General features: G+C 68.9%; 32 protein-coding genes. 20 read left to right on the top strand and 12 right to left on the bottom strand.

All coding sequences use genetic code 11. The annotated features are described in order from the left end of the window. Window positions 1-52: 52 nt before the first annotated feature. Window positions 53-466 carry a hypothetical protein gene (locus P0W64_RS15670; protein WP_275481085.1) on the bottom strand — a complete coding sequence of 138 codons (414 nt, stop codon included), beginning with the start codon at window positions 464-466 and terminating at the stop codon, window positions 53-55. A gap of 113 nt (window positions 467-579) precedes the next feature. Next, window positions 580-1,674 (bottom strand): CaiB/BaiF CoA-transferase family protein, encoded by a 1,095-nt coding sequence (locus tag P0W64_RS15665; protein ID WP_275481084.1) that lies wholly within the window; start codon window positions 1,672-1,674, stop codon window positions 580-582. A gap of 24 nt (window positions 1,675-1,698) precedes the next feature. On the opposite strand from P0W64_RS15665, the gene P0W64_RS15660 reads away from it, so the two are divergent. Next, window positions 1,699-2,301, top strand: coding sequence for an alpha/beta fold hydrolase (locus P0W64_RS15660; protein WP_275481083.1), 603 nt, complete (start codon window positions 1,699-1,701; stop codon window positions 2,299-2,301). Here P0W64_RS15660 and P0W64_RS15655 read toward each other — a convergent pair. The 3 genes from P0W64_RS15655 to P0W64_RS15645 form a co-directional block, all read right to left on the bottom strand. Next, window positions 2,298-3,008, bottom strand: coding sequence for a peptidase S1 (locus tag P0W64_RS15655; protein ID WP_275481082.1), 711 nt, complete (start codon window positions 3,006-3,008; stop codon window positions 2,298-2,300). The genes P0W64_RS15660 and P0W64_RS15655 overlap by 4 nt on opposite strands. Window positions 3,009-3,116: 108 nt before the next feature. Further along, window positions 3,117-3,590, bottom strand: a complete 474-nt coding sequence (locus P0W64_RS15650; RefSeq protein ID WP_275481081.1) for a hotdog fold domain-containing protein — start codon at window positions 3,588-3,590, stop codon at window positions 3,117-3,119. Between the two features lie 24 nt (window positions 3,591-3,614). Further along, entirely contained in the window at window positions 3,615-4,688 is a 1,074-nt protein-coding gene (locus P0W64_RS15645) for an alpha/beta hydrolase (RefSeq protein WP_275481080.1), read from the bottom strand. A gap of 565 nt (window positions 4,689-5,253) precedes the next feature. On the opposite strand from P0W64_RS15645, the gene rpsJ reads away from it, so the two are divergent. From rpsJ to rpsQ, 11 genes are read left to right on the top strand one after another with little or no spacing between them, the layout of a single operon-like run. Continuing rightward, window positions 5,254-5,559: a 30S ribosomal protein S10 gene (rpsJ, locus tag P0W64_RS15640; protein WP_003938093.1), complete on the top strand. Its 306-nt coding sequence runs from the start codon at window positions 5,254-5,256 to the stop codon at window positions 5,557-5,559. A gap of 32 nt (window positions 5,560-5,591) precedes the next feature. Then, window positions 5,592-6,254, top strand: coding sequence for a 50S ribosomal protein L3 (gene rplC / locus P0W64_RS15635; protein WP_275481079.1), 663 nt, complete (start codon window positions 5,592-5,594; stop codon window positions 6,252-6,254). After that, the gene (rplD, locus tag P0W64_RS15630; protein WP_275481078.1) at window positions 6,251-6,931 is read left to right on the top strand and encodes a 50S ribosomal protein L4; all 681 of its coding nucleotides are present in this window, start codon (window positions 6,251-6,253) and stop codon (window positions 6,929-6,931) included. Before rplC ends, rplD begins: the two co-directional genes overlap by 4 nt. Further along, the gene (gene rplW / locus P0W64_RS15625; RefSeq protein WP_275481077.1) at window positions 6,931-7,242 is read left to right on the top strand and encodes a 50S ribosomal protein L23; all 312 of its coding nucleotides are present in this window, start codon (window positions 6,931-6,933) and stop codon (window positions 7,240-7,242) included. The genes rplD and rplW overlap by 1 nt, the downstream gene beginning before the upstream one ends. Then, window positions 7,243-8,079 carry a 50S ribosomal protein L2 gene (gene rplB / locus P0W64_RS15620; protein ID WP_275481076.1) on the top strand — a complete coding sequence of 279 codons (837 nt, stop codon included), beginning with the start codon at window positions 7,243-7,245 and terminating at the stop codon, window positions 8,077-8,079. It begins immediately after the preceding gene. Between the two features lie 14 nt (window positions 8,080-8,093). Beyond that, window positions 8,094-8,375 carry a 30S ribosomal protein S19 gene (rpsS, locus tag P0W64_RS15615; protein ID WP_019202328.1) on the top strand — a complete coding sequence of 94 codons (282 nt, stop codon included), beginning with the start codon at window positions 8,094-8,096 and terminating at the stop codon, window positions 8,373-8,375. After that, complete coding sequence (rplV, locus tag P0W64_RS15610; protein WP_275481075.1) at window positions 8,375-8,782, top strand: 50S ribosomal protein L22; 408 nt, start codon at window positions 8,375-8,377, stop codon at window positions 8,780-8,782. Before rpsS ends, rplV begins: the two co-directional genes overlap by 1 nt. A 2-nt stretch (window positions 8,783-8,784) precedes the next feature. Next, on the top strand, window positions 8,785-9,585 hold the full coding sequence (gene rpsC, locus P0W64_RS15605) for a 30S ribosomal protein S3 (RefSeq protein ID WP_275481074.1): 801 nt from the start codon (window positions 8,785-8,787) through the stop codon (window positions 9,583-9,585). Between the two features lie 4 nt (window positions 9,586-9,589). Continuing rightward, window positions 9,590-10,006, top strand: coding sequence for a 50S ribosomal protein L16 (rplP, locus tag P0W64_RS15600; RefSeq protein ID WP_275481073.1), 417 nt, complete (start codon window positions 9,590-9,592; stop codon window positions 10,004-10,006). Then, entirely contained in the window at window positions 10,006-10,236 is a 231-nt protein-coding gene (gene rpmC / locus P0W64_RS15595) for a 50S ribosomal protein L29 (RefSeq protein ID WP_275481072.1), read from the top strand. Before rplP ends, rpmC begins: the two co-directional genes overlap by 1 nt. After that, complete coding sequence (gene rpsQ, locus P0W64_RS15590) at window positions 10,233-10,526, top strand: 30S ribosomal protein S17 (RefSeq protein ID WP_275481071.1); 294 nt, start codon at window positions 10,233-10,235, stop codon at window positions 10,524-10,526. The genes rpmC and rpsQ overlap by 4 nt, the downstream gene beginning before the upstream one ends. 237 nt (window positions 10,527-10,763) lie before the next feature. On the opposite strand, the gene P0W64_RS15585 is transcribed toward rpsQ, so the two are convergent. The 3 genes from P0W64_RS15585 to P0W64_RS15575 form a co-directional block, all read right to left on the bottom strand. Next, on the bottom strand, window positions 10,764-11,252 hold the full coding sequence (locus P0W64_RS15585) for a hypothetical protein (RefSeq protein WP_275481070.1): 489 nt from the start codon (window positions 11,250-11,252) through the stop codon (window positions 10,764-10,766). 95 nt (window positions 11,253-11,347) lie between these two features. Continuing rightward, a complete protein-coding gene (locus tag P0W64_RS15580) occupies window positions 11,348-11,884 on the bottom strand; it encodes a hypothetical protein (protein WP_275481069.1) in 537 nt (178 codons plus the stop codon). Window positions 11,885-11,951: 67 nt separating this feature from the next. After that, window positions 11,952-12,857, bottom strand: coding sequence for a LysR family transcriptional regulator (locus tag P0W64_RS15575; protein WP_275481068.1), 906 nt, complete (start codon window positions 12,855-12,857; stop codon window positions 11,952-11,954). A 97-nt stretch (window positions 12,858-12,954) separates the two neighbouring features. On the opposite strand from P0W64_RS15575, the gene P0W64_RS15570 reads away from it, so the two are divergent. From P0W64_RS15570 to P0W64_RS15545, 6 genes are all read left to right on the top strand, one after another. Then, a complete protein-coding gene (locus tag P0W64_RS15570; protein WP_275481067.1) occupies window positions 12,955-16,377 on the top strand; it encodes a bifunctional proline dehydrogenase/L-glutamate gamma-semialdehyde dehydrogenase in 3,423 nt (1,140 codons plus the stop codon). 282 nt (window positions 16,378-16,659) lie between these two features. Next, window positions 16,660-17,028, top strand: coding sequence for a 50S ribosomal protein L14 (gene rplN / locus P0W64_RS15565; protein WP_275481066.1), 369 nt, complete (start codon window positions 16,660-16,662; stop codon window positions 17,026-17,028). Beyond that, entirely contained in the window at window positions 17,029-17,346 is a 318-nt protein-coding gene (gene rplX / locus P0W64_RS15560) for a 50S ribosomal protein L24 (RefSeq protein WP_275481065.1), read from the top strand. Window position 17,347: 1 nt separating this feature from the next. After that, window positions 17,348-17,944: a 50S ribosomal protein L5 gene (gene rplE, locus P0W64_RS15555; protein ID WP_275481064.1), complete on the top strand. Its 597-nt coding sequence runs from the start codon at window positions 17,348-17,350 to the stop codon at window positions 17,942-17,944. 2 nt (window positions 17,945-17,946) lie between these two features. After that, the gene (locus P0W64_RS15550) at window positions 17,947-18,132 is read left to right on the top strand and encodes a type Z 30S ribosomal protein S14 (RefSeq protein ID WP_275481063.1); all 186 of its coding nucleotides are present in this window, start codon (window positions 17,947-17,949) and stop codon (window positions 18,130-18,132) included. Between the two features lie 52 nt (window positions 18,133-18,184). Beyond that, a complete protein-coding gene (locus tag P0W64_RS15545; protein ID WP_275481062.1) occupies window positions 18,185-18,598 on the top strand; it encodes an OsmC family protein in 414 nt (137 codons plus the stop codon). Here P0W64_RS15545 and argG read toward each other — a convergent pair. Continuing rightward, window positions 18,595-20,016 carry an argininosuccinate synthase gene (gene argG, locus P0W64_RS15540; RefSeq protein WP_275481061.1) on the bottom strand — a complete coding sequence of 474 codons (1,422 nt, stop codon included), beginning with the start codon at window positions 20,014-20,016 and terminating at the stop codon, window positions 18,595-18,597. The two genes, P0W64_RS15545 and argG, sit on opposite strands and share 4 nt — an antisense overlap. A gap of 205 nt (window positions 20,017-20,221) precedes the next feature. On the opposite strand from argG, the gene P0W64_RS15535 reads away from it, so the two are divergent. Next, entirely contained in the window at window positions 20,222-20,755 is a 534-nt protein-coding gene (locus P0W64_RS15535; protein ID WP_275481060.1) for an OsmC family protein, read from the top strand. A 10-nt stretch (window positions 20,756-20,765) separates the two neighbouring features. On the opposite strand, the gene P0W64_RS15530 is transcribed toward P0W64_RS15535, so the two are convergent. The 3 genes from P0W64_RS15530 to P0W64_RS15520 form a co-directional block, all read right to left on the bottom strand. Further along, window positions 20,766-21,653 (bottom strand): universal stress protein, encoded by an 888-nt coding sequence (locus P0W64_RS15530; RefSeq protein WP_275481059.1) that lies wholly within the window; start codon window positions 21,651-21,653, stop codon window positions 20,766-20,768. Window positions 21,654-21,655: 2 nt separating this feature from the next. Beyond that, entirely contained in the window at window positions 21,656-23,095 is a 1,440-nt protein-coding gene (locus tag P0W64_RS15525; RefSeq protein ID WP_275481058.1) for an amino acid permease, read from the bottom strand. A gap of 75 nt (window positions 23,096-23,170) precedes the next feature. Further along, window positions 23,171-23,701, bottom strand: coding sequence for a MarR family transcriptional regulator (locus P0W64_RS15520; RefSeq protein WP_275481057.1), 531 nt, complete (start codon window positions 23,699-23,701; stop codon window positions 23,171-23,173). 67 nt (window positions 23,702-23,768) lie between these two features. On the opposite strand from P0W64_RS15520, the gene P0W64_RS15515 reads away from it, so the two are divergent. Further along, on the top strand, window positions 23,769-24,578 hold the full coding sequence (locus P0W64_RS15515) for an SDR family NAD(P)-dependent oxidoreductase (RefSeq protein WP_275481056.1): 810 nt from the start codon (window positions 23,769-23,771) through the stop codon (window positions 24,576-24,578). Window positions 24,579-24,780 lie beyond the last annotated feature (202 nt).

Raw genomic sequence — 24,780 nt, 5'->3', positions numbered from 1 at the left:
GCGGCATGTTCCGCCCGGACCCCGCCGGCCGCCAGGTTTCAGCAGGGCCGCGTCAGAGGACGGGGAACTGCGTGGTGCACGTGCCCTCACGTGTGACGAACTGACCCTTGTCCGTGACCGTCACCGTGAAGTCGACGAAGCCCTGGAACACCTGCAGTGCCGTGAACTTGAGTTTCGCGCCGGTCTTGCTCATATCGGTGGTCTGCCAGGTGTTGCCGTGGATTCCCTTCGGGTTCGACCAGTTCACGGTGGCCGAGTACCACCCGGACAGCCTCGGCAGGTACGGCGGTTCCGCGACGACGATATCCACGTAGCCCGGCGCGCTCTGGGTGACCGTCACCTTGGACAGGTTCTTCTGGACGGTGCAGGTGCCCGGCGTGGCGGCGTTCGCCGTGCCGGACATCGCAGCACCGGGCACGGCTACAGCCAGCGCGAGCGCGGCCGCACTGATTCGGATCGACTTCATGGGTTCCCCTCCCGATTATGTGATGCAGCACACTATGTGCGACTGCTTATAAGCCGGGGAACCGAATTCGTTACGCGAATCGGGCAGCGCGGATGGTCAACGGCGCACCAGTTCTACCGCCACACCTCCCCGATAGGGGTCACATCGGCCCGGGGGCCTGCAGGCTTGTCGGCGGGCGTCCGGGAGAAGCGGGGTGCCGGCATGGGGGTCATGACGCCGTCGACCTCCTGCAGATTGCCGCGCGCGGCCATGTGCGGGTGCTTGGGAGCCTCCTCGAATGTCAGGATCGGCCAGCAGCACGCATCGGACTCCGCGAACACGTCGGCCCATTCGTCCCGTGACTTCTCCTTGAACCGCGTCGCGATGGCGTTCCGCAACTCGTCCCACCGCGCGATGTCGAGCTGGTTCGGCAGCGTCGCCGGGTCGATCTCGAGTTTGGCCAGCATCTCCGCGAAGAACTGCGGCTCGATCGCGCCGACGGAGAAGTACTTCCCGTCGCCGCACTCGTAGGTGTCGTAGAACGGTGCGCCGCCGTCGAGGCTGTTCACGCCGCGCTCGTCGGTCCAGATGCCCTGCCCGCGGAAGTCCCACTGCATCTGTCCGAGCACGGATGCACCGTCCACCATCGCGGCGTCCACGACCTGTCCCCTACCGGAGCCCTGCCGTTCGAACAGTGCGGCCAGCACGCCGAACACCAGGAACATCGAGCCGCCGCCGAAGTCGCCGACCAGGTTCAGGGGAGGCACGGGCCGCTCGCCCTTGCGTCCGATGGCGTGCAGCAGCCCGGTGAGGGCGATGTAGTTCATGTCGTGGCCGGCACGGGGCGCGTTAGGCCCCTCCTGACCCCAGCCGGTCATCCGCCCGTACACGAGCCGCGGATTCCGTTCCAGCACCACGTCGGGCCCGAGGCCGAGGCGTTCCAGCACGCCCGGGCGGAAGCCCTCCACTAGCACGTCGGCGCGGTCCAACAGGTCGAGTACGGAAGCCACGTCGTCGGGGTTCTTGAGGTCTACCTCGACGATCGTGCGCCCGCGCTTGACCATCTGCGGCTTCCCGGCCAGGCCGCTCACGCCCACGCCGGGGCGCTGCAGTGACACCACGTCGGCGCCGAGATCGGCGAGCATCATCGCCGCGTGCGGCGCGGGCCCGAGGGCCGCGAACTCGACGACCTTGAGGCCCTTCAGCGGGCCGCTCTTCGCATCAGTCATAGGGGTGACCCTACTGTCCTAGGTATGACGTGGTTCTCACTGCACGAGCCCGACGGTGAGCCGCGCGCCGTCGCGATCCTCGCGCACGGGGCGGGTGCGAATCGCGACGCCGTCATCCTGCGCACGGTCGCGGAGTCCCTCGCTGACCGCGGGGTGCGCGTCGTCCGCATCGACCTGCCGTTCCGCCGCACGCGTCCGAAGGGGCCGCCCAGTCCGGCCGGTCAGGCCGCGGACCGCGCCGCTTTCGCGGAGGCGACGGAGCGATTCGCCGGGCCCGACCACAGGCTGTTGTGGGGCGGCCACTCGTACGGCGGCCGGATGGCGTCGATGGCTGCCGCGGAGGGGCCGACGAGACCCGACGGCCTGATCCTGCTCAGCTACCCACTGCATCCGCCGAAGAGACCGGAGAAGCTGCGCATCGAACACCTGCCGAGCCTGACGGTGCCCACCCTGTTCGTGCATGGCCGCCGCGACCCGTTCGCGACGGCGGACGAACTCGCCGAGGCGGCCGCACTCGTCCCGGCGAAGACGCGCACCATCGAGCTCGCGGCCGCGCATGACCTCGCGCCCACCCGCTCACGCGTGGGCGAGCTGACCGCGGACGCGATGGAGGACTTCTGGCTCTAGCCCGTGACCAGGGTCGCGCCGATGGCGCTCAGCGCGGAGCCGAGGTCGTAGTACAGCGAGCCCGTGGGTGTCTTGCTGTTGCCGAACGACGCGGCGCGGCTCGCGATGCCGAGGGCGGCGCCGTCGGCGGTGCGGATCAGCGGGCCGCCGCTGTCGCCGGTCTGCACGCCGATCGTGGTGGCGATGTACGAACCGTCGACCTGTACGACGGTGCCGCAGCGCCAGCCGGACGTCGCGCCGTCGCTGCAGACCTTGTCGCCGACACGGGCCTTGCCCAGGGACGACGCCTTCGCTCGGCCGCCCGGCACGAGCTGGGCGCTTCCGGGGTCGACGGTGAATGCCGCCCAGTCCGCAGCGTTCTGGTTCACGAAGGTCTCCTGTGCAGTGAGCTGCGGGGCCGACGATGCGATGGTCTTGCCGACCACGCGGTTGCCGAATGCGACCTTCTCACCGACCTTGCCGCAGTGCCCGGCGTAGACGCCGACCTTGGTTCCGTCGCTGCGCTGCCCGATGAACCCGACGGTGCACGCGAGACCGTCGGCGGTGTTGCCGTGCATCGAGGACACCGTCAGTACCGATGCGCCGGGGGACACGGTCGTGGACGTCGCGGCCGTCAGTACGGGATCGGCTGAGGCGACGGCGGTCGGCGCGGCCGCCAGTGCGGCGGTGGCGAGGACCGCAGCGGCGATCCGGGGGCGCGTGTGCATGGGCGTGACGCTCCTCACGGCAGAAATCGGGTCCGCGGTACGGTCCCACGAAGAGGATCGATTGTGCAACTCACGATCATTGGAGTTGCAGATGTGACACCGCGTCGGTCACTTGGGCTTCGGCGTGACCCAGGTGGTGATGTCGGCGTGCACGACCTCCTTACCCGAGTTGTCGGTCACGGCGATCGAGACCACGACGTCGCGCCCCTTGGTGATCGCGTCCCAGTCGACGTCCTCGGCGAATCGCGCGGTCGCGGTGAGCGAGGACTCCGCCTTCGCCAGGTAGTCCACCTTCATGGACTTCGGCAGCCAGCGGTGTGTCGCAGGCGTCGAGGCCTCCATCATCATGCCCATCGCCACCTCGGCGAGGTTGCACGCGGCGATCGCGTGGAACGTGCCGATGTGGTTCTGCACGTACCACCACTTGGGGCCGTGGACGACCGCGTGGCCGTACTCCAGTTCCTTGATGTAAGGGGTGACGGAGACGAAGTAGGGGGCCTTGAGCGATGCCGCCGCAGAGAACGCGAGTTTGCCGAGCGGCTTGTCTTGAAGGGTCTTCCACAGACCATAGGTCGATGCCATGGCCTTATCTTACTCCGCGGTAAGTTACCGCGGAGGAGCGCCGGCGGCGTTCCGTGCCAGGCCCGCGGAACCCGCCTGCGACGGTGCCACCGGTCGAGGGGGCTCGGCCGCAGTGGTGGCTGCCGCGAATCCCAGCTTGGCGACCGCTACCACCAGCGATCGGATGCGCGGCCACCACCGACTCGACACCGAGATCGTCTGGCCGTGGTTCGCGCCCGCCAGCTCGAGCAGATAGGAGTGGCCGCCGGACGCGGACAGTGCCCGGGCGTACTCGACCGACTCGAAGGAGGGCACGACCCTGTCCTTGGTCCCGTGCACGACGACGGCGGGCACGGACGGGTCGATCCGCTGGAGTGGGTTGACCAGGGCGTACCGATCCGGCACCTGGTCGGGCATGCCTCCCAGCACGTTGCGGACATGGTTGTTGTAGTGCGCGGACGCCGCCATGTCGAGGACCCCCGACAGGGAGACGGTCGTGCGTGGCATGACCAGCGGCCCGGCGCCCGGGGCGCCCGGCGGGAGGGTGCGCCTGGCGCCCGCCCAGGCGGCGAGCTCGCCGCCCGCCGAGTGCCCGAGGATGGTCACGTTGTCGACGTCGAGCTGGGGAGCCACCGTCGTCGACAGGGTTTTGACGAAATCGATGCCGCGCGCAACGTCCGTGAAGGTGGTCGGCCAGCCGCCGCCCGAACCGACGCGGCGGTACTCGATGTTCCACACGGCGACCCCGGCCTCCTGGAGGCTGCGTGCGGCGCCGGACATGTACGACAGGCCAGCCTTCTTCTTCCAGCCGCCGCCGTGGATCATCACGACGACCGGGATCGATCCGTTCGCGAACCGGCCGGGCGGGAGATAGAGCGATCCGTAGTCCTGCTCCGGGTCACCCTGGGGCGCGGGTAGGTAGACATAGGGAGTCGACGAGTCGACGGTGTGCACGTCCTCGCCCGACTGCCCCGGCCGGGCGCCGGAGCGCGTGGGGGAGGGGAGCTCCAGGTCGTCCTTGGTCGGCTGCGTCGTGCACGCCGCAAGGCATGTCGCGACCACGGCTGCGGCGGCGGTCGCGCGCAGTCCCGTCCGTGCGCGGCGCGTCGGTCGATCCACGGCGACGATTGTTCCAGAGGCTCCTTAATCTGCACTGTGATGGAGTCGCTCGACCGGAGTGGCGATGGAGTCGTCCGAACCGCACTGTGACGGCGGCCGCTCGACAGGGCGGCGACGGAGTCGCTCGTGGACTTGGACGCCATCAGGATTTGAACCTCGCGTGCCGACAGTGCATACTGGTCGGGTTGCCTTCACCAGGCGACGTGGTCCCCTGCGGCCGCCGTCGGGTGAAGAGGCCCGAACCGGGCCTCGGCCAAGCGGGACACCGAACTGGCCGGGGATGCCGCGGAAGGCCGCCAACCATACGTAGCACCCAGCCCCTCGGGGCGCACGGGTGCGTTCGGCCCGGCAGGCCGCGGCAAGGGGATTCTCGAACCGCACAATGCTGAGCGGAAGGGCGACACGCCCGACCGCGTGGGCCGGAGCAAATTGACACATGAACAGCGTCGATCGACTCGGTTGAGGACCTCGGTCCCGGGCCCTGGCGGCCCTGGCCGCGGGAGCAGTCGCCCTGCGCTGTGGCGTGTGTCGAACACTTGGAACACTGACGGAAGAGGACACGACCGTGGCGGGACAGAAGATCCGCATCAGGCTCAAGGCCTACGACCATGAGGCGATCGACGCGTCCGCGCGCAAGATCGTCGAGACCGTGACCCGCACCGGCGCTCGCGTCGTCGGTCCCGTGCCGCTGCCGACGGAGAAGAACGTGTACTGCGTCATCCGTTCGCCGCACAAGTACAAGGACTCTCGCGAGCACTTCGAGATGCGGACCCACAAGCGGCTCATCGACATCCTGGACCCGACGCCGAAGACGGTGGACGCGCTGATGCGCATCGACCTGCCTGCCAGCGTCGATGTGAACATCCAGTAGGCGGCCCGGGTAGCTACGGAGATAACTGACCAATGAGTGAGAACAAGATCAAGGGAATCCTGGGCACCAAGCTCGGCATGACCCAGGTCTTCGACGAGAACAACCGGGTCGTCCCGGTCACCGTCGTAAAGGCCGGGCCGAACGTCGTGACCCAGATCCGCACCGAGGCCGTCGACGGCTACTCCGCCGTCCAGGTCGCCTACGGCGCGATCGACCCCCGCAAGGTGACCAAGCCCGTCGCCGGGCAGTTCGCCAAGGCGGGCGTCACGCCGCGCCGGACGATCGCCGAACTGCGCCTCGACGCCGACGCCGCGGCCGAGTACACGGTCGGCCAGGAGATCGCGGCCGACGTGTTCGCCGGCGGCGAGTTCGTCGACGTCACGGGCATCAGCAAGGGCAAGGGCTACGCGGGTGTCATGAAGCGCCACGGCTTCGCCGGCCTCGGCGCCAGCCACGGTGCGCAGGCTGTACACCGTGCCCCCGGGTCCATCGGTGGCTGCGCCACGCCGGGCCGCGTCTTCAAGGGCGTCCGCATGGCGGGCCGCATGGGCTCCGACAAGGTGACCACGCAGAACCTCAGCGTCTTCAAGGTGGACGCCGAGGCCGGCGTGCTGCTGATCAAGGGCGCCATCCCGGGCCGCAAGGGCGGCCTCGTTGTGGTGCGTAGCGCTGTGAAGGGTGGTGCTCACGCGTGAGCAAGCTGACTCTGAACGTCCAGAACGCCGAGGGCAAGGTCGACGGCACCGTCGACCTCCCCGCGGAGATCTTCGACGTCGAACCCAACATCTCCCTGATGCACCAGGTGGTCGTCGCCCAGCTGGCGGCCGCCCGCGAGGGCACGCACGCCACCAAGACCCGCGGCGAGGTCCGCGGCGGTGGCCGCAAGCCCTACCGGCAGAAGGGCACCGGCCGCGCCCGCCAGGGCTCGACCCGCGCGCCGCAGTTCGCCGGCGGTGGCACCGTCCACGGCCCGCAGCCGCGTGACTACAGCCAGCGCACCCCCAAGAAGATGAAGGCCGCCGCCCTGCGCGGTGCTCTCACCGATCGGGTGCGTGAGGACCGGATCCACGTCGTGACCGAGCTCGTCGCCGGTCAGGAGGCGTCGACGAAGTCCGCGCGCCAGTTCCTCGAGCGCCTCTCCGACCGCAAGAAGTTCCTGGTGGTCGTCGGCCGCGAGGACCTGACTGCGCAGCGCAGCGTCAACAATCTGCAGAACGCGAAGTACATCTTCCCGGACCAGCTCAACACCTACGACGTCCTCGATAGCGATGACGTGGTGTTCAGCCGCGAGGCCCTGGGTGCGTTCATCGCTGCTGCGACGAAGTCGCACGACGACGCGGTGACCAACAAGACCGAGGAGGTCAGTGCCTGATGGCTACTGCAACCATCCCCGCCGACCCGCGGGACATCCTGCTCGCGCCGGTGATCTCGGAGAAGTCGTACGGCCTCATCGAGGACAACACGTACACCTTCCTGGTGCACCCGAGCGCGAACAAGACGCAGATCAAGATCGCCGTGGAGAAGGTCTTCGGCGTGAAGGTCGTCTCCGTGAACACCCTGAACCGCCCGGGCAAGCGCAAGCGCACCCGCTTCGGTTACGGCCAGCGCAAGAGCACCAAGCGCGCCATCGTGACCCTGAGCGCCGACAGCAAGCCCATCGAGATCTTCGGAGGGGCAAGCTAAATGGCTATCCGTAAGCACAAGCCGACCACGCCGGGCCGGCGCGGTTCGTCGGGGTCGACCTTCGACGAGATCACGCGCACCACGCCCGAGAAGTCGCTGGTCCGCCCGTTGCACGGCCGTGGCGGCCGTAACGCGCACGGCCGTATCACCACCCGTCACAAGGGCGGCGGGCACAAGCGTGCCTACCGGGTGATCGACTTCCGTCGCAACGACAAGGACGGGGTCAACGCCAAGGTCGCGCACATCGAGTACGACCCGAACCGCACCTCGCGGATCGCGTTGCTCCACTACCTGGACGGCGAGAAGCGCTACATCATCGCGCCGAAGGGTCTCGGACAGGGCGACGTCGTCGAGTCCGGCCCCAACGCCGACATCAAGCCCGGTAACAACCTGCCGCTGCGGAACATCCCCGCCGGTACGGTCATCCACGCTGTGGAGCTGCGTCCGGGCGGCGGAGCCAAGATGGCCCGCTCGGCCGGTGCGTCGATCCAGCTGCTGGGCAAGGAGGGGCCGTACGCGACCCTGCGCATGCCCTCCGGCGAGATCCGCCGCGTCGACGTGCGCTGCCGCGCCACCGTCGGCGAGGTCGGCAACGCCGAGCAGAGCAACATCAACTGGGGTAAGGCCGGCCGTATGCGCTGGAAGGGCAAGCGCCCGACCGTCCGCGGTGTCGTCATGAACCCGGTCGACCACCCGCACGGTGGCGGCGAGGGCAAGACGTCGGGTGGCCGCCACCCCGTCAGCCCGTGGGGCAAGCCCGAGGGCCGTACCCGCAAGAACAAGCCGAGCGACAAGCTGATCGTTCGCCGGCGTCGTACTGGCAAGAACAAGCGCTAGGAGGGAGTTAGAGAATGCCACGCAGCCTCAAGAAGGGCCCGTTCGTCGACGACCACCTCCTCGCGAAGGTCGACGTCCAGAACGAGAAGGGCACCAAGCAGGTCATCAAGACCTGGTCGCGCCGTTCGACCATCATCCCCGACTTCATCGGTCACACCTTCGCCGTCCACGACGGTCGCAAGCATGTCCCGGTGTTCGTCTCGGAGAACATGGTCGGTCACAAGCTGGGCGAGTTCGCGCCCACGAGGACCTTCAAGGGTCACATCAAGGACGACCGGAAGGGTAAGCGCCGGTAATGAGCGAGAACACCGATACCGTCACCCCGACCACCGCCCGCGCCACCGCCCGGTTCGTGCGTGTCACGCCGATGAAGGCGCGTCGCGTTATCGACCTGGTCCGTGGCAAGGACGCACAGGAGGCTCTCGCCATCCTGCGGTTCGCCCCGCAGTACGCGAGCGAGCCGGTCGCCAAGGTCCTCGCGTCGGCGATCGCCAACGCGGAGAACAATCTGGGTCTCGACCCGCGCACCCTGGTCGTCTCGGAGGCCTTCGCCGACGAGGGCCCGACCATGAAGCGCATCCAGCCGCGCGCCCAGGGCCGCGCGTACCGGATCCGCAAGCGCACCAGCCACATCACGATCGTCGTGGAGTCGCTGGAGTCGAAGAAGCCCGCCGCCAGCCGTAACCGCCGGAAGGGAGCGTAAGCATGGGGCAGAAGATCAACCCGCACGGCTTCCGCCTCGGCATCACCACGGACTGGAAGTCCCGCTGGTACGCCGACAAGAACTACGCCGAGTACGTCAAGGAAGACGTCGCGATCCGGCGCAAGCTGACCAGCGGCCTCGAGCGCGCCGGCATCAGCAAGATCGAGATCGAGCGCACCCGTGACCGTGTTCGCGTGGACATCCACACGGCGCGTCCCGGCATCGTCATCGGCCGCCGCGGCGCCGAGGCCGACCGCATCCGCTCGGAGCTCGAGAAGCTCACGGGCAAGCAGGTGCAGCTGAACATCCTCGAGGTGAAGAACTCCGAGGCCGATGCGCAGCTCGTCGCCCAGGGTGTCGCCGAGCAGCTCAGCAACCGCGTGGCGTTCCGCCGCGCGATGCGCAAGGCGATCCAGTCGGCCATGCGGCAGCCCAACGTCAAGGGCATCCGCGTGCAGTGCTCCGGTCGCCTCGGTGGCGCGGAGATGAGCCGCAGCGAGTTCTACCGCGAGGGCCGCGTGCCCCTGCACACGCTGCGCGCCGACATCGATTACGGCCTGTACGAGGCCAAGACCACGTTCGGCCGCATCGGCGTGAAGGTGTGGATCTACAAGGGCGACATCGTGGGTGGCAAGCGCGAGCTCGCCGCTCCGGCCGCCGACGACCGCCGTCAGCGTCGCGAGCGTCCCTCGCGTCCGCGCCGTAGCGGCTCGTCGGGCACGACCGCCACCAGCACCGAGGCCGGTCGGGCCGCAACCGCTCCGGCGGAGGCGGTCCCCGCTACGCAGAATCAGGAGGGCTGACGCCATGTTGATCCCCCGTCGGGTGAGGCACCGCAAGCAGCACCATCCCAAGCGCTCCGGCGCCGCCTCCGGTGGCACCAAGGTCGCGTTCGGTGACTACGGTATCCAGGCCCTCGAGCCCGCCTACATCACCAACCGGCAGATCGAGTCGGCTCGTATCGCGATCAACCGCCACATCAAGCGTGGCGGCAAGGTCTGGATCAACATCTTCCCGGACCGCCCGCTGACCAAGAAGCCTGCCGAGACCCGCATGGGTTCCGGCAAGGGTTCGCCCGAGTGGTGGGTCGCGAACGTCAAGCCCGGCCGCGTGATGTTCGAGATGACCTACCCCAACGAGCAGATCGCTCGCGAGGCCCTGCGCCGCGCGCAGCACAAGCTCCCCTGCAAGACCCGCATCGTGACCCGAGAGGAGCAGTTCTGATGGCGAACACCGCTGCCGCTGACCTGCGCGGCCTGACTCAGGACGATCTCGTCGAGAAGCTGCGCGAGTCCAAGGAGGAGCTGTTCAACCTCCGTTTCCAGATGGCCACCGGCCAGATGGACAACAACCGGCGCCTGCGCACCGTCCGCCAGGAGATCGCGCGGATCTACACGATCCTGCGCGAGCGCGAGCTCGGCCTGGCCTCGGGCCCGGAGGGTGACGCCGCATGACCGAGAAAGATGCAGTGAAGGATTCCCCTGTGACCGAAGAGCGCGCCAGCCGCAAGGTTCGCGTGGGCTACGTCGTGTCCGACAAGATGGACAAGACCATCGTCGTCGAGCTCGAGGACCGCGTGAAGCACCCCCTCTACGGCAAGATCATCCGCACCACCTCCAAGGTGAAGGCGCATGACGAGAAGGGCACCGCCGGAGTCGGCGACCGTGTCCGCATCATGGAGACCCGCCCGCTCAGCGCTACCAAGCGCTGGCGCCTGGTCGAGGTCCTGGAGGCGGCCAAGTAGGCCTCCTCTCCAGCGCGAGAACCCCCGAATCCGATGCGGATTCGGGGGTTCTCGCGTGTGTGGCGTGTTCGCCGGGGGCGGTGTCCTCGGGGATTGCCCGGTATGCGGCGCCGGATCAGTGCGCGAGAACGCGAGCGCGCGCTTCCGGCATCAACCCGCACACCGCGACGCCGAGCACGGCCGGCATGATCGGCGAGCGGCGTTCGAGCCGTCCTCAGGGCTTGCAGTCAGCTGTACTCAGGCCTTACAGGCCGCGACCACACGCTGGTACGCCGCGTTGTACGCCTTACCCGCCGGGTTGGTCCGCTTCCAGCTGCGCGGCGGCTGGGCGTGCACGTCCGCGGTGAGCGCCGACGCATACGTGTCGAGCCGCGTCTTGTAATCCCGCAGGGCGCCCTGCAGATCCGGCGTTCCCGCGGCGCGGTCGATGAGCGCCGACGTCTGCGAGGACTCGGAGCGCAGGGCGCGCGCCGCCGCGTCGGCCAGCGGCGCCGCGCCGTCCCACGTGGGCTTCTTGCCCTTGAGGTACTTCGACAGCTTGTCCCCGGACGTATAGGCGGCGCCGCGATTCGCGCTCCAGTTCCAGCAGATCGCCTGTCGGTCCTGCGGCGAACCACCGGACGAGCCTGCGGGCGCGGCCGTCGCGACGGCGGGGGAGACCGTCAGCACGGCGGCGGCGGCGAGAACGGTGGCAACGGCGCGACGGCTCGGCCGGGGCATCTTCACAGCGGGATCCTTCTACTGGACGGGGTGAAGCTCTTCCCCGCTGATGCTAGGTCAAGCGCGCGGCAGGTATGCGCCGGGTCACTCCGGCGCACGGGTCACGACTTGCAGGCGGCCTCCACCGCGATCTGCGACAGCAACAGCTTGTCTCGCGCCGTATTAGCGGTCGGCCATGTCGAGGCGCCCGAGCCCTTTGCGTTGCTGTCGGCACGGAGCGCGGACGAGTATGCGTCGAGTTTCGTCTGGTAATCGCGCAAGGAGGAGACCACCTCGGGATCCGAGGTCGCGCGCGTGATCAGTGACGGCACCGTCCGGGACTCGTTCTCGACCGCGGTGAGCTCCGAGCGGACGAGCGGCATGATCCCGGGCCACGTCCACGTCGGGTTCTTGGTGTAAGCGGCGGTCGCCTTGCTCGCTGTCCTCCGAGTGGTGACGCCTGCATCCCAGTCGGCGCACGCGGCCTTGACCTGAGCCGCAGCCTTCGCCGCGACCGCCGACTTGTAGGAGGCCACCTGGCTGACGTCGGCGCCGCCGGTGCCGGGCACCGCGGTCGCGCACCCCGCGAGGCCTAGGAGACCGACGGCGAGCGCTGCGCTCGTCGACAGACGCCTCGCACCCCGACCCTTTTCGACCATCTCGGACCCCCTTGTTCGTATCGTCCGAGTCGAGCCTAGCCCTGCCCGCTTGCGCAGGGCTTGTCACTCACTCGCCGCCCGGGCGTTCCGTGGCCTGCCATACGGCAGCCGCCACCAAGGCGTCCCGCACCGCTCGTACCGGTGCGCTCCCGCCCGACGCTGCCCTGGCCACCGTGAACACCTCGCGGTGCGGGGATCCCGGCAGGGCCAGCAGGCGCACGCTCGCATACCGTTCGGCGCGGACCAGGGCGGGAAGCATCCCGACGGCGTGCCCCGCACCCACGAGATTGACGTGCACGTGCAGGTCCGAGGCCTCGTAGCGCACGTCGGGTTCGAAACCGGCTGCGCGGCATTGCTGTTCCGCCCAGGTGCGCGCGGCGGTTCCGGCGGGCTCCAGTACCCACGGTCGCCCGGCGACGTCGGCCAGCGACACAGCATCGTCGTCTTCGGGCACCGCGAGATGGATGGGGTCGTCTGCGAGCAACTCCCGCTCGAGCCCGGCGGTGCGGCGGCGCGTGTGGCCGGGGTACTGCTCCGCGATCGCGAGGTCGAAGCCGCGCGCCTCGAGTTCGAAGAGGCCCTGCTCCGGCGGGACGACGGTGACCAGCATGCGCAGCCCGGGGTGCGTCGTGGCGAGCGTCGTGAGGGCGCGAGGCACGAGCTCGCGGGCAGCGCTCTGCAGAGCCGCGACGCGGACCACCTCGAAATCTGTTGCAAGATCGCCAAGTTCACCTCGAACGCGCTCCTCCAGATCCATCACGCGCGCGGCGTGTTCCGCGACCGCGACCCCGTGCGGGGTCAGCCGGACACGGCGGCCGTCCGGCTCGAGCAGTGCGCAGCCGACTTCCCGTTCGAGCTGCGCGAGTTGGTGCGACACCGTCGACGGGCTGTAGTTGAGGTGTGCCGCCACGGCCGACACGGTCCCGCGCAGCTGGAGCTCGCGTAGCAGGTGGAGACGGTGCAGGTCCCACATCGAGTGACCTTTCGAAAAATATGAAGGGTATGGTGCGATTCTTTTCGCTTTTCCTCATCATACGTCGGGCTCACACTGGATTCACCAGGCGTTTGATGTGGAAAGGACGATCGAGGTGACGGCGGTGGAACAGGGGATCACGACGGAGCTCGCGGAGCGAGCCGTGGCGCAGGTGGAGCGCTGGCTCGAAGCGAGTCGCGGCGAGCCGGTAGACGCGGCCGCCCAGCGCCTCGCAGGCGTCCTGAACGACCCACACGGGCTGGACTTCACGGTGGGGTTCGTCGACGGAGTCGTGCGTCCCGAAGACGTCCACGTCGCGGCGCGCAAACTCGCCGATATCGTGCCGCTCACGCCGGAGTTCCTGCCCGCGCCGCTGCGCGCGGCCGTCCGGGTCGGGGCGGGGGCCGGTCGCATGGCACCCGGACTCGTGGTGCCGACGGCCCGGAAGGTATTGCGGCGCATGGTTCGTCACCTCGTAGTCGACGCCACCGATCACCGCCTGGGCAAGTCGATCGCCCGCCTGCGCACCGACGGTGTACGCCTCAACATCAACCTGCTCGGCGAGGCGATCCTCGGCGACGAGGAGGCCGCCGCGCGCATCGCAGGGACGCGGACGCTGCTCCTGCGCGACGACGTCGACTACGTGTCGATCAAGGTGTCGTCCACGGTCGCACCGCACAATCCGTTCGGCTTCGACGCGGCCGTCGGCCACGCCGTCGACGCGCTTCGACCCCTGTACCGGATCGCTTCTGCGCGTGGGAAGTTCATCAATCTGGATATGGAGGAGTACAAGGACCTCGAACTCACGATCGCGGTGTTCACGACACTGCTGTCGGAGGAGGAGTTCCGTGGCCTCGAGGCAGGCATCGTGCTGCAGGCGTACCTGCCCGACGCGCTCGCTGCGATGATGGATCTGCAGGCGTTCGCGACCGAGCGCGTGGCCGCGGGCGGAGCGCCCATCAAGGTGCGAGTCGTCAAGGGGGCCAACCTTCCCATGGAGCACGTCGACGCCGAGGTGCACGGATGGCCGCTCGCCACGTGGCACACCAAGCAGGAGTCGGATGCGTCGTACAAGGCGGTGCTCGACTACGCCCTTCGGCCTGAGCACACCGGCAACGTGCGCATCGGCGTCGCCGGCCACAACCTCTTCGACATCGCTCTCGCATGGCTCCTTGCGCGGCAGCGTGGCGTCGCGGACGCCGTCGACTTCGAGATGCTGCTCGGCATGGCCGCTGCACAGGCTGCGGTTGTGAAGCGGGACGTGGGCGGCTTGCTGCTCTACACGCCTGTGGTGCACCCGCAGCACTTCGACGTCGCGATCGCGTACTTGATCCGCCGCCTCGAGGAGGGCGCCTCCCAGGAGAACTTCATGTCGGCGGTATTCGACATATCCAGTCACCGTGCGCTTTTCGAGCGTGAGCGGGACCGCTTCCTGGCGTCCGTAGCAGCCGTCCCGACGACGGTTCCTGCGCCTCATCGTGCGGGCGACCGCACCCGTCCGGCGGTGCCGGGGCCGCGTACCGAATTCGTCAACACCCCGGACACCGATCCGTCGGTCGCCGCGAATCAGAAGTGGGCCGACGGGATCCGCGCGCGCATGCAGGAGTCCGTACTCGGCGTGGACACTGTCGACGGTGGCCTGATCGAGGATCCTGCCGCGCTCGACGCGGTGCTCGCCGCGGCCTCGTCGGCGGCGGTGGCGTGGGCTGACCGTGGGGCCGACGAGCGCGCCGAGATCCTGCACCGAGCAGGGGATCTGCTCGAGTCCCGGCGTGCCCTGCTGTGCGAGGTCATGGGTTCCGAGTGTGGGAAGACGCTCGACCAGTCCGACCCGGAGGTGAGCGAGGCCATCGACTTCGCGCACTTCTATGGCGAATCCGCCAGAGCGCTGGCCGCCGTCGACGGTGCCGAGTTCTCGCCCGTGCGGGTCACCGTCGTCACCCCGCCCTGGAACTTCCCCGTCGCGATCCCGGCGGGGTCCACGTTGGCCGCGTTGGCGGCCGGCTCGTCCGTGGTCATCAAGCCGGCGAAGCAGGCGCGCCGCTGTGCTGCGGTGATGGTCGAGGCGCTTTGGGAGGCCGGCATTCCGCGCGAGGCACTGCATTACGTGCAGCTGGACGACCGCACCCTGGGGTCGGAGCTGATCTCCGACGGGCGCGTGGATCGCGTCGTGCTCACCGGTGCCTATGAGACTGCCGAGCTGTTCCGCTCGTTCCGGCCCGATCTGCCGCTGCTCGCGGAGACCTCCGGTAAGAACGCCATCATCGTGACACCCAGCGCCGACCTGGACCTGGCCGCGAAGGACGTCGCCTACTCTGCGTTCGGCCACGCGGGCCAGAAGTGTTCCGCCGCTTCGTTGGTCATCCTCGTCGGATCGGTGGCGCGGTCGCCGCGCTTCCGGCGACAGCTGCTCGACGCCGTGCGCTCGTACCGGGTCGGGCGCCCATGGGAAGCTGCGACGCAGGTGGGGCCGCTCATCGAGCCCCCCTCCGGGAAGCTGTTGCGCGCGTTGACGACTCTGGAGGACGGGCAGACGTGGGTGCTCGAGCCGGAGCGGCTCGCCGACGACCTGTGGCGGCCCGGCATCCGCGAGGGCGTCGCTCCAGGCAGCGAATTCCACCGCACCGAGTATTTCGGGCCGGTGCTGGGGATCATGACCGCCGAAACCCTCGACGAGGCCATCGGTCTGGTCAACAGCATCGACTACGGGCTCACGTCCGGCCTACACGCGCTGGACCCCGCCGAGATCGACGAATGGCTCGCCGGAGTCGAAGCCGGGAACCTCTACGTCAACCGCGGCATCACGGGTGCGATCGTGCAGCGTCAGCCGTTCGGCGGGTGGCGCCGTTCGGCGGTCGGGGCGGGCACGAAAGCGGGCGGCCCGAGTTACCTGTACGGCTTCGGAACCTGGTCGGACGCTGGAGTTGCTGCCGGAACCGTTGCGGCCGAACCGGATCCGCTGCGTGCAGCCGCCGCCGCATGTGTTCCGGGCGATGCCTGGCTCGGCGGCGCCCTGGCATCGGACCAGGCTGCGTGGGCAGATGAATTCGGTGTGGTCCACGACCGGACAGGGCTCACCTGCGAGCAGAACGTCCTGCGTTACCACAGCATCCCGGTCACGGTGCGCTGCGAGGGAACGGTGCCGGAGCTCGTGCGCGTGTGCGCAGCGGGCATCCGCGCGGGCTCGGCGGTCACGCTGTCCGTACCGTCCGCGCTGCCCGGCGAGGTCGCGCGCTGGCTGTCCGCCGCCGGGGTCCCGGTCGCATACGAGGACGAAGGCGCCTGGCGTACGCGGGCGGCCGCGCTCGCGCGGGGCGGCGGCCGGATCCGGCTCGTCGGCGCGGCGCGCGGGGTCGTCGCCGAGGCCACGGGCGGCTCGCCCGCCGTGGCCGTGTACGACGGTCCCGTCGTCGCCGCCGGACGCGTGGAGCTCCTGCCGTTCCTCCGCGAGCAGGCGGTATCCCTCACGGCTCATCGCTTCGGCACGGTCCACCGGCACCACATCCCACCTGCCGTGTGACCCGGATCTGTGCGTACTCGACGACGGCGTACTCGAGGCGCGGGCGCGGGGTCTCGAGGCGCGGGCGCAGGTGGGGACGTGGGCGTGCCGGCTTCGTGGGGCTGAGGCCGCCTGGTCGTGGTACCCGCCGATCGCGATTTGGTTCCGATCTGCGGGTTCACGTACGATGGTCCGGTTGCCCGACGGGTGGCGTGCTCGCGCGTGCCCGCCAGGTGGCAGACCGCGCGCGCCCGGGTCGGAAATCCGGCGCGCATACAACTCCAGGTCTATGAGGAGAATGCAGTGATTCAGCAGGAGTCGCGGCTGCGCGTCGCCGACAACACGGGCGCGAAGGAGATCCTTTGCATCCGCGTTCTCGGTGGTAGCTCGCGCCGCTACGCCGGGATCGGCGACGTCATCGTCGCCACCGTCAAGGACGCGATCCCCGGCGGCAACATCAAGCGCGGCGAGGTCGTCAAGGCCGTCATCGTGCGCACCGCCAAGGAGCGTCGCCGCCCGGACGGGTCGTACATCCGGTTCGACGAGAACGCGGCAGTGATCATCAAGAACGACAACGATCCCCGCGGTACCCGCATCTTCGGCCCGGTCGGCCGCGAGTTGCGCGAGAAGAAGTTCATGAAGATCGTTTCGCTGGCGCCGGAGGTGCTCTAGATGAAGGTGCACAAGGGTGACACCGTCCTCGTGATCTCGGGCCCGGACAAGGGTGCCAAGGGCAAGGTCGTGCAGGCCTTCCCGAAGACCGAGAAGGTCCTGGTCGAGGGCGTCAACCGGATCAAGAAGCACACCAGCGCCAACACCACCGAGCGCGGCGCGAACCAGGGCGGCATCGTCGTCCAGGAGGCCCCCATCCACGTGTCCAACGTGATGGTGCTCGACTCGGACGGCAACCCCACTCGCGTGGGTTACCGCACCGACGAGGAGACGGGCAAGCGCGTGCGCATCTCCCGCAAGAACGGGAAGGACATCTGAGATGACATCGACCGAGCAGACTGATCAGTCGGGTCGCTCCGCAGGCTCCGCTCCCGCGCCCCGTCTGAAGACCAAGTACCGCAGCGAGATCCGTGACGCGCTCAACACCGAGTTCAAGTACGAGAACGTCATGCAGATCCCGGGTGTCGTCAAGGTCGTCGTCAACATGGGCGTCGGCGACGCCGCTCGCGACGCGAAGCTGATCAACGGCGCCGTCAGTGACCTCGCGCTGATCACGGGCCAGAAGCCTGAGATCCGCACCGCTCGCAAGTCCATCGCGCAGTTCAAGCTGCGTGAGGGTATGCCCATCGGCGCGCGCGTCACGCTGCGCGGCGACCGCATGTGGGAGTTCCTGGATCGCCTGACCTCCATCGCCCTGCCGCGTATCCGCGACTTCCGCGGCCTCAACGGCAATCAGTTCGACGGCAACGGCAACTACACGTTCGGCCTGAACGAGCAGTCGATGTTCCACGAGATCGATGTGGACAAGATCGACCGCCCGCGCGGTATGGACATCACGGTCGTCACGTCCGCCACCAACAACGAGGAAGGCCGCGCACTGCTCAAGCACCTCGGCTTCCCCTTCAAGGAGAACTGAGAATGGCAAAGAAGGCGCTGGTCAACAAGGCCGCCAAGAAGCCGAAGTTCGCGGTCCGCGCGTACACGCGCTGCAACCGGTGCGGTCGTCCGCACTCCGTGTTCCGCAAGTTCGGCCTGTGCCGCGTGTGCCTCCGCGAGATGGCGCACCGCGGCGAGCTCCCCGGCGTGCACAAGAGCAGCTGGTGACTCCCGCGCCCTAGGGCGCGCAGCAGTAGAACGGCCCCGGCCGGTACCTCTCGTGTACCGGCCGGGGCCGTTCGCCGTCTGCGAGGTCTCCGCGCAGGGGCTGCCGCCGATCGCCGCGTCCTCCGATCCGGCCTTCCGGGGAGATCCGACGCGCTGGAACCCCGAGCAGCTCTACGTGGCCTCGATCGCACAGTGCCACATGCTCTGGTATCTCGGCCTCGCGGCTGGAAACGGCATCCGCGTGACCGCCTACACGGACGTGCCCACAGCGGTGATGGTCGAGGACAGGACCGGCGCCGGCCAGTTCGAGTCCGTCACTCTGCATCCGGTCGTGACCATCGCCGCCGACGGTGACGTGCGTCTTGCGGAGGAACTGCATCACCGCGTCGCGGACTACTGCTTCATCGCGCGGTCGATCAACACGCCTATCCACCACGACGTGGCGATCAGGCTCGAGTACCGCTAGTCGACGCCCAGATCGAACGCGGCGTGGTTGCCGACCTGGTCGAAGTTCTCGGGTGCCCGCTCGCCGCCGGAGACGATCGCCTTGGCGCCGCCCTCCTCGAGGTCGCCGACCAGAGCCGCGGTCTCGCCGGTGACGATGCCCGCGGTCGCGTACTGCTCGAGCCGTGAACGCGAGTCGGCGATGTCGAGGTTGCGCATCGTCAGCTGGCCGATGCGCTCGTCGGGGCCGAACGCGGCATCGCCGACGCGCTCCATCGACAGCTTCTCCGGGTGGTAGGAGAGGTTGGGACCGGTGGTGTCGATGATCGAGTAGTCGTCGCCACGGCGTAGCCGCAGCGTCACCGAACCGGTGACCGCGGACGCCACCCAGCGCACGATGGCTTCGCGCTGCATGAGCGACTGCGGGTCCAGCCAGCGGCCCTCGTACATGAGACGACCCAGGCGCCGGCCCTCATTGTGGTACGTCGCGATCGTGTCCTCGTTGTGGATCGCGTTGACCAGCCGCTCGTACGCCGCGTGCAGCAGCGCCATGCCCGGCGCCTCGTAGATGCCGCGCGATTTGGCCTCGATGATCCGGTTCTCGATCTGATCGGAGATGCCCAAGCCGTGTCGCCCGCCTATGCGATTGGCCTCGCGCACCAGCTCGACCTGGTCGGAGTACTCGGTGCCGTTGATCGCGACGGGAACGCCGGCGTCGAAGGTCACCGTCACGTCCTCGGAGGTGATGTCGACCGACTCGTCCCAGGGAGCCACGCCCATGATGGGTTCGACGATCGTCACACCGTTGGACAGGAATTCGAGATCCTTGGCCTCGTGCGTCGCGCCCCAGATGTTGGCATCGGTCGAGTACGCCTTCTCGGTGGAGTCACGGTACGGGAAGCCGTGCGCGACGAGCCATTCGCTCATCTCCTTGCGACCGCCCAACTCGGTGACGAACTGTGCGTCCAGCCAGGGCTTGTAGATCCGCAGGTTCGGGTTCGCCATCAGGCCGTAGCGGTAGAACCGCTCGATGTCGTTGCCCTTGTAGGTGGAGCCGTCTCCCCAGATCTCGACACCGTCCTCCTTCATGGCGCGCACCAGCATCGTGCCGGTGACGGCGCGGCCGATGGGGGTGGTGTTGAAGTACGTCTTCCCGCCGGAGCGGATGTGGAACGCGCCGGTCTGGAGCGCCGCGATGCCCTCCTGCACCAGCAGCTGCTGCACGTCGATGAGGCGCGCGATCTCGGCGCCGTAGTCCTTGGCGCGGCCGGGTACGGCATCGATGTCCGGCTCGTCCGGCTGGCCGATATCGGCCGTGTAGGTGCAGGGGATGGCGCCCTTGTCGCGCATCCAGGCGACGGCGACCGAGGTGTCGAGGCCACCGGAGAAGGCGATGCCGACGCGTTCGCCGACAGGGAGCGTGGAGAGGACCTTGGACATGGGACAACAGCCTATCGGCTCGCGGATGCGCCCCGAAAACGCATCCGATGTCGAGGGACTGTCACCGGGATCCTCGGGCGGCCGCTGCCGCGATCATGGTGAGCGCAATCGTGGGCTCGGGTCGTGGCCCCGCCTAACGTCCGTGGCGGGCTGGACACATACCAGGCACCGCATACCCGACCACGCACCGACTCGAGGAGTCCTCATGACCGCATCCACCACAGGGGCGCTGAACGCCATCGTCGACGTCACGAGGCAGGCGGTCGAACGCTCCACCGCCGCAGCGCACGTGACCTTCCGTGCGGACGCGCTGCCGCAAGGCGCAGTCGGCAGCACGGTCCGAGCGCGGCAGCACACCGTCGCGGTCGACGAGCCCCCGACACTCGGCGGCGAGGACACCGCGATCAACCCCGTCGAGACGTACCTGGCCGCGTTGCTGTCGTGTCAGGTGGTCACCTACCGCTTCTACGCCGAGCGCCTCGGCGTCACCATCGACGAGCTCGACCTCTCGGCCGAGGGCGACCTCGACGTCCGCGGGTTCTTCGGGCTCGCCGACGATCTCACCGGCGACGAGGTGGTACGCCCCGGTTTCTCCGCGGTCCGGGTGAACGTGCGCATCGTCGGGCCCGACTCGGCTGAGCGCTACCAGGAGCTTACGACCACCGTCGACGCCCACTGCCCGGTCCTCGACCTGACCGCCAATCCCACGCCGGTCACCACGACGCTGCAGGTCGCCTGAGACCGAGCGCTCATGCGGGCAGGGCGACAACCGGTACGGGGGAGTGGGTGAGGATCCGCGTGCCGCGTGTTCCCATGAAGACGCGCGCCAGGCCGCCGTGCGGCGTGGTGCCCACGCACAGGAGGTCGCCGGGCCGCCAGTCGAGAGCCGATAGCGCGGTGTCCCAATCGTCGCCGGTGACGATCTCGTTGGTGACGCCCGCGAGCATGCCGCCGGGTGCGCGCAGGGAATCGATGGCGCGCTGGGCCTGATCCGACCATTCCGCGAGGATCTCGTCCTCGGCGCCGACGCCACCCTCGGGCGGATACATGGTGGCCCCACGCACGCCGAACGTCGCGACGCGCACGGGCGCGCCGAGCCGCTCGCCGAAAGTCAGCGTCTCACCGAGCACGTGCTCGTTCTCGGTGCTGCCGTCGAACGCGGCCACGAGTGCGGTAGGCGCGTCCGGAGCAGCCGCGGCGACGGCGGACCAGCCCAACGGCGCGATCGCGACGGGCACGGTGCTCGAGTGGATCAGCCGGTTCGCCACGGGGCCGACGGTGATCCGCCCCTCCCGCCCGGGCGCGCTTGCCATGACCACCGCGGACGCGTCGACCTCAGCCACCCCGTCGACGAGGGCGAGCCCCGTCGACCGCGAGATGCGGTGTGCGAAACGCACATCCAGGCCCGGCGCGCCGAAACCGTCGAGGGTCGTGCGGACCTCGTCCTCGACGCCCGAGAACATCCGCCGGGTGTAGTCGCCGAACGCGTCCGATGCGCGACCCGGTACCAGGTTGCGGGGTCGGACCGCGACCGCCATGACGTGCAGGGGCAGCGCGGCCGCAGCGGCGAGGCGCGCGCCGAGCAGCAATGCGTCCGCGCCCGGGGCACCGCCCTTGTATCCGACGAGGATCGACATGGCTACTCCTTCGCGAGTCTCGGTCGCTTCTCCAGGGCCGAGTTGTGGCGGCCCCAGACCAGGTAGAAGACGAGGACCACGGCCACCCACGCGCCGAAGAAGATCCAGGTGAACCAGTGCAGGCCGTACAGGATGTACAGGCAGGCGCCGATCGCGAGGAGCGGTGTGACCGGATAGCCGGGCACGCGGAATCCGCGCCTCAACTCGGGCTGGCGCACGCGCAGGATGATCACACCTGCGGACACGACGATGAACGCGACGAGCGTGCCGATCGAGACCATGTCCGCGAGCTTGTCCAGCGGCACGAAGCCCGCCATGAGCGCGACGGCGACCGCCGCGACGATCGTGCCCCGCACTGGCGTGAGCGTGCGTGGGTTCACTCGCGCGAACAGCGATGGGATCATGCCGTCTCGGGACATGGTGAACAGGATTCGGGTCTGGCCGTACAGCGTGACCAGGGTGACCGAGAAGATCGAGATGACCGCGCCCGCGGACAGGACGAGCGACGGCCAGTCCGAGCCCGTGGCCCGCGTGAGGATCGCCGCGAGGCCCGCCTTCTGGTGCTCGAACTCACCCGCGGGCTGCGCGCCGACCGCCGCGAACGCGACGAGCACGTACATGACGATGACTGTGACCAGTGCGCCCATCAGTGCGAGCGGCAGGGTTCGCTGCGGGTTCTTCACCTCCTCGCCGGCCGTGGAGATGAGATCCAGGCCGATGAACGAGAAGAAGATGGTGGCCGACGCGACGCGCACACCGTCGATCCCCAGGGGCGCGAACGGCGCCAGGTTGTGCGCATCGAAAGCAGTGAACGCGAGTACCACGAAGAACGCCAGCACCAGCAGTTTGATGCCGACCATGATGGCATTGGCCACCGCCGACTCGCTCGCGCCGCGGATGAGCAACACCGCGCACAGCGCCACCAGGATCACGGACGGCAGGTTGATCACGCCTGGCGTCGAGTCGAGCGGGCCGGCGGCGAGGACCTGGGGTATCTCCGGCAGGTGCAGGTTCGACAGCAGTTGGTTGAGGTATTCGCTCCAGCCGACCGCGACGGCCGCGGTCGCCACGCCGTACTCGAGCAGCAGGCACGCGGCGACGGCCATCGCCGGCAATTCGCCGAGCGTCGCGTATGCGTACGAGTAGGTCGACCCGGATACCGGTACCGCCGAGGCGAGTTCCGCGTAGCAGATCACCGCGAGACCGGCTGCGATTCCGGCGAGTACGAACGAGACGACGACGGAGGGACCGGCCTCGGGTACGGCCTCACTCATGACGAAGAAGATGCCGGTGCCGATGGTCGAACCGATGCCGAAACAGGCGAGCTGAACACCCCCGATGGAGCGCTTGAGGGCCGGGCCCGACGTGGTCACGGCGCCCTCGGGCGCGATCGGCTTGCGCCGCAGCAGCTGCGCGCGTAGCGCGCCGTTCGACTGGGCCAAGGCCTGTCCTCCTGGAGCGGATCCGAGACGGGTTTCGGGGTATCCAATCACAGCGCACCGACAGGCGCAGTGCGCTCAGCCGTGGCGGGGCAGGTCGTGTGTGCCGCCCGCTCCGAGCCGTTGTTCGAGCGCCCCGAGCAGAGCCGCCAGCCCGTCGTCGACGGCCGCGAGTTGTTGCGGGTCCAAAGCGCTCCGCAGCAGTTCGCGCTCGCGGCGCGTGCGTTCGGCCGTGGCCGCGCGCCACCGCTGTCGTCCCCTCCGTGTCACGGTGATGGGGCGGCTACGCGCGTCCCCGCCGCCCGGCGCGGGCGCTGCGAAGCCGGCCGCGGCGAGGCGGCGAATCCGCGTGCTGACCGTGCCCGACGTGAGGCCGAGTTCTCGTCCCAGGTCGGACGGCGTGCACGGCCGGCCCGCGCGGACCAGCACCGAGAGGGCGGTCCAGTCGCCCCGGCTGATGTCCTGGTCGTTTGCGACGTCGTCGAGGATCCGGTCGAACTGCCGGGCCAGCCGGCCGATCCGTTGACGTACCGCCTCGACCAGCGGATCGGTGTCCTCTGCGGACATCGTCGCCAGCCAGCCCGCGAGCCCGCGTCCCACCGAATCCATCCCGCCTCCTTCGTCTTGAGTATCAAGGTATCATTTGTCTTGATACTCAAGACTTCTGGGAGGTTCCATGTCCAAGGTCTGGTTCGTCACCGGCGCCGGCTCCGGATTCGGCCGGGAGATCGCGGAGGCCGCTGCGGCGCGCGGGGACGCTGTCTTCGCGACGGCACGTGACGGGGCGTCGGTCGCCGCGTTCACCCACGGCTGTCGCCTCGACGTCACCGATCCCGAGCAGGTGCGGCAGGCGGTCGACGCGGCGATGACCGAGTTCGGTCGCATCGACGTCGTCGTGAACAATGCCGGACACGGGCTGCTCGGCGCGGTCGAGGAGGTGTCGGACGCCGATCTCCGCGGCCTGCTGGATGTGAACCTGCTGGGTGCCTGGCGTGTCACGCGAGCGGTGCTGCCGCACCTGCGTAGGCAGGGGACCGGCCACATCGTGCAGCTCTCGTCGGTCGGCGGCGTCGTCGGCAACCCGGGCCACGCGGCGTATGCCACGACCAAGTTCGCGCTCGAGGGCATGTCCGAGGCACTCGCCGGCGAGGTCGCGGGATGGGGTGTGCGGGTCACCGTCGTCGAACCGGGGCCGTTCCGCACCGACTTCGCCGGGCGTTCGATCGCGGCCGCGGAGCCGCTCGCCGCCTACGCCGACAGCCCCGCGGGCGAGCTGCGCCGTCGGTTCCCGCTACAGCACGGTAGGCAGCCGAACGATCCGGTCCGCGCGGCGGCCGCGATCCTCGCCGTCGTCGACCACCCGGACCCGCCGCTCCGGCTGCCGCTCGGACCCGAATCGGTGGACCGGATCCGGGCGAAGCTGCGGACACAGCTCGACGAGATCGACGCGTGGGAGGCGCTCGCCATGGATACGCGCTACGCGTGATTTTGCCTCCGGCCAGCAGTTTCCCTACACTAGAACGGTTGCCTGGAGTGCGCGAGCACTTCCGGCGCACCTCCCCGAACCCCAGGGGACGCCTGGCGGTGTCCCCCAGACGGTCCGGGACCTGGTCGGCAACAGCCGGTCAGGACACGAAATCGCTTCGTGGTAGGCCCACTTCGTGATGCGCCAGGCCCAAGCGTGAACC

It is taken from the genome of Tsukamurella sp. 8F, assembly GCF_029167375.1.
Classification (GTDB): domain Bacteria; phylum Actinomycetota; class Actinomycetes; order Mycobacteriales; family Mycobacteriaceae; genus Tsukamurella.
Note: the sequence above shows the minus strand (reverse complement) of the source record. Positions and strands in the feature narration are given on the sequence as shown.

Excerpts from the sequence above, each read along its gene's own strand:
- rpsQ (WP_275481071.1), top strand. The coding sequence starts at position 10,233 with ATGACCGAGAAAGATGCAGTGAAGGATTCCCCTGTGACCGAAGAGCGC.
- rplV (WP_275481075.1), top strand. The coding sequence starts at position 8,375 with ATGAGCGAGAACACCGATACCGTCACCCCGACCACCGCCCGCGCCACC.
- rplW (WP_275481077.1), top strand. The coding sequence starts at position 6,931 with ATGGCTACTGCAACCATCCCCGCCGACCCGCGGGACATCCTGCTCGCG.
- P0W64_RS15535 (WP_275481060.1), top strand. The coding sequence starts at position 20,222 with ATGACCGCATCCACCACAGGGGCGCTGAACGCCATCGTCGACGTCACG.
- P0W64_RS15530 (WP_275481059.1), bottom strand. The coding sequence starts at position 21,653 with ATGTCGATCCTCGTCGGATACAAGGGCGGTGCCCCGGGCGCGGACGCA.
- P0W64_RS15550 (WP_275481063.1), top strand. The coding sequence starts at position 17,947 with ATGGCAAAGAAGGCGCTGGTCAACAAGGCCGCCAAGAAGCCGAAGTTC.
- P0W64_RS15515 (WP_275481056.1), top strand. The coding sequence starts at position 23,769 with ATGTCCAAGGTCTGGTTCGTCACCGGCGCCGGCTCCGGATTCGGCCGG.
- P0W64_RS15670 (WP_275481085.1), bottom strand. The coding sequence starts at position 466 with ATGAAGTCGATCCGAATCAGTGCGGCCGCGCTCGCGCTGGCTGTAGCC.
- P0W64_RS15655 (WP_275481082.1), bottom strand. The coding sequence starts at position 3,008 with ATGCACACGCGCCCCCGGATCGCCGCTGCGGTCCTCGCCACCGCCGCA.
- P0W64_RS15580 (WP_275481069.1), bottom strand. The coding sequence starts at position 11,884 with ATGGTCGAAAAGGGTCGGGGTGCGAGGCGTCTGTCGACGAGCGCAGCG.
- P0W64_RS15665 (WP_275481084.1), bottom strand. The coding sequence starts at position 1,674 with ATGACTGATGCGAAGAGCGGCCCGCTGAAGGGCCTCAAGGTCGTCGAG.
- argG (WP_275481061.1), bottom strand. The coding sequence starts at position 20,016 with ATGTCCAAGGTCCTCTCCACGCTCCCTGTCGGCGAACGCGTCGGCATC.
- rpsC (WP_275481074.1), top strand. The coding sequence starts at position 8,785 with ATGGGGCAGAAGATCAACCCGCACGGCTTCCGCCTCGGCATCACCACG.
- rplE (WP_275481064.1), top strand. The coding sequence starts at position 17,348 with ATGACATCGACCGAGCAGACTGATCAGTCGGGTCGCTCCGCAGGCTCC.
- P0W64_RS15520 (WP_275481057.1), bottom strand. The coding sequence starts at position 23,701 with ATGGATTCGGTGGGACGCGGGCTCGCGGGCTGGCTGGCGACGATGTCC.
- rpsS (WP_019202328.1), top strand. The coding sequence starts at position 8,094 with ATGCCACGCAGCCTCAAGAAGGGCCCGTTCGTCGACGACCACCTCCTC.
- rpmC (WP_275481072.1), top strand. The coding sequence starts at position 10,006 with ATGGCGAACACCGCTGCCGCTGACCTGCGCGGCCTGACTCAGGACGAT.
- P0W64_RS15575 (WP_275481068.1), bottom strand. The coding sequence starts at position 12,857 with ATGTGGGACCTGCACCGTCTCCACCTGCTACGCGAGCTCCAGCTGCGC.
- P0W64_RS15660 (WP_275481083.1), top strand. The coding sequence starts at position 1,699 with ATGACGTGGTTCTCACTGCACGAGCCCGACGGTGAGCCGCGCGCCGTC.
- rplP (WP_275481073.1), top strand. The coding sequence starts at position 9,590 with ATGTTGATCCCCCGTCGGGTGAGGCACCGCAAGCAGCACCATCCCAAG.
- P0W64_RS15650 (WP_275481081.1), bottom strand. The coding sequence starts at position 3,590 with ATGGCATCGACCTATGGTCTGTGGAAGACCCTTCAAGACAAGCCGCTC.
- rplX (WP_275481065.1), top strand. The coding sequence starts at position 17,029 with ATGAAGGTGCACAAGGGTGACACCGTCCTCGTGATCTCGGGCCCGGAC.
- rplC (WP_275481079.1), top strand. The coding sequence starts at position 5,592 with ATGAGTGAGAACAAGATCAAGGGAATCCTGGGCACCAAGCTCGGCATG.
- rplB (WP_275481076.1), top strand. The coding sequence starts at position 7,243 with ATGGCTATCCGTAAGCACAAGCCGACCACGCCGGGCCGGCGCGGTTCG.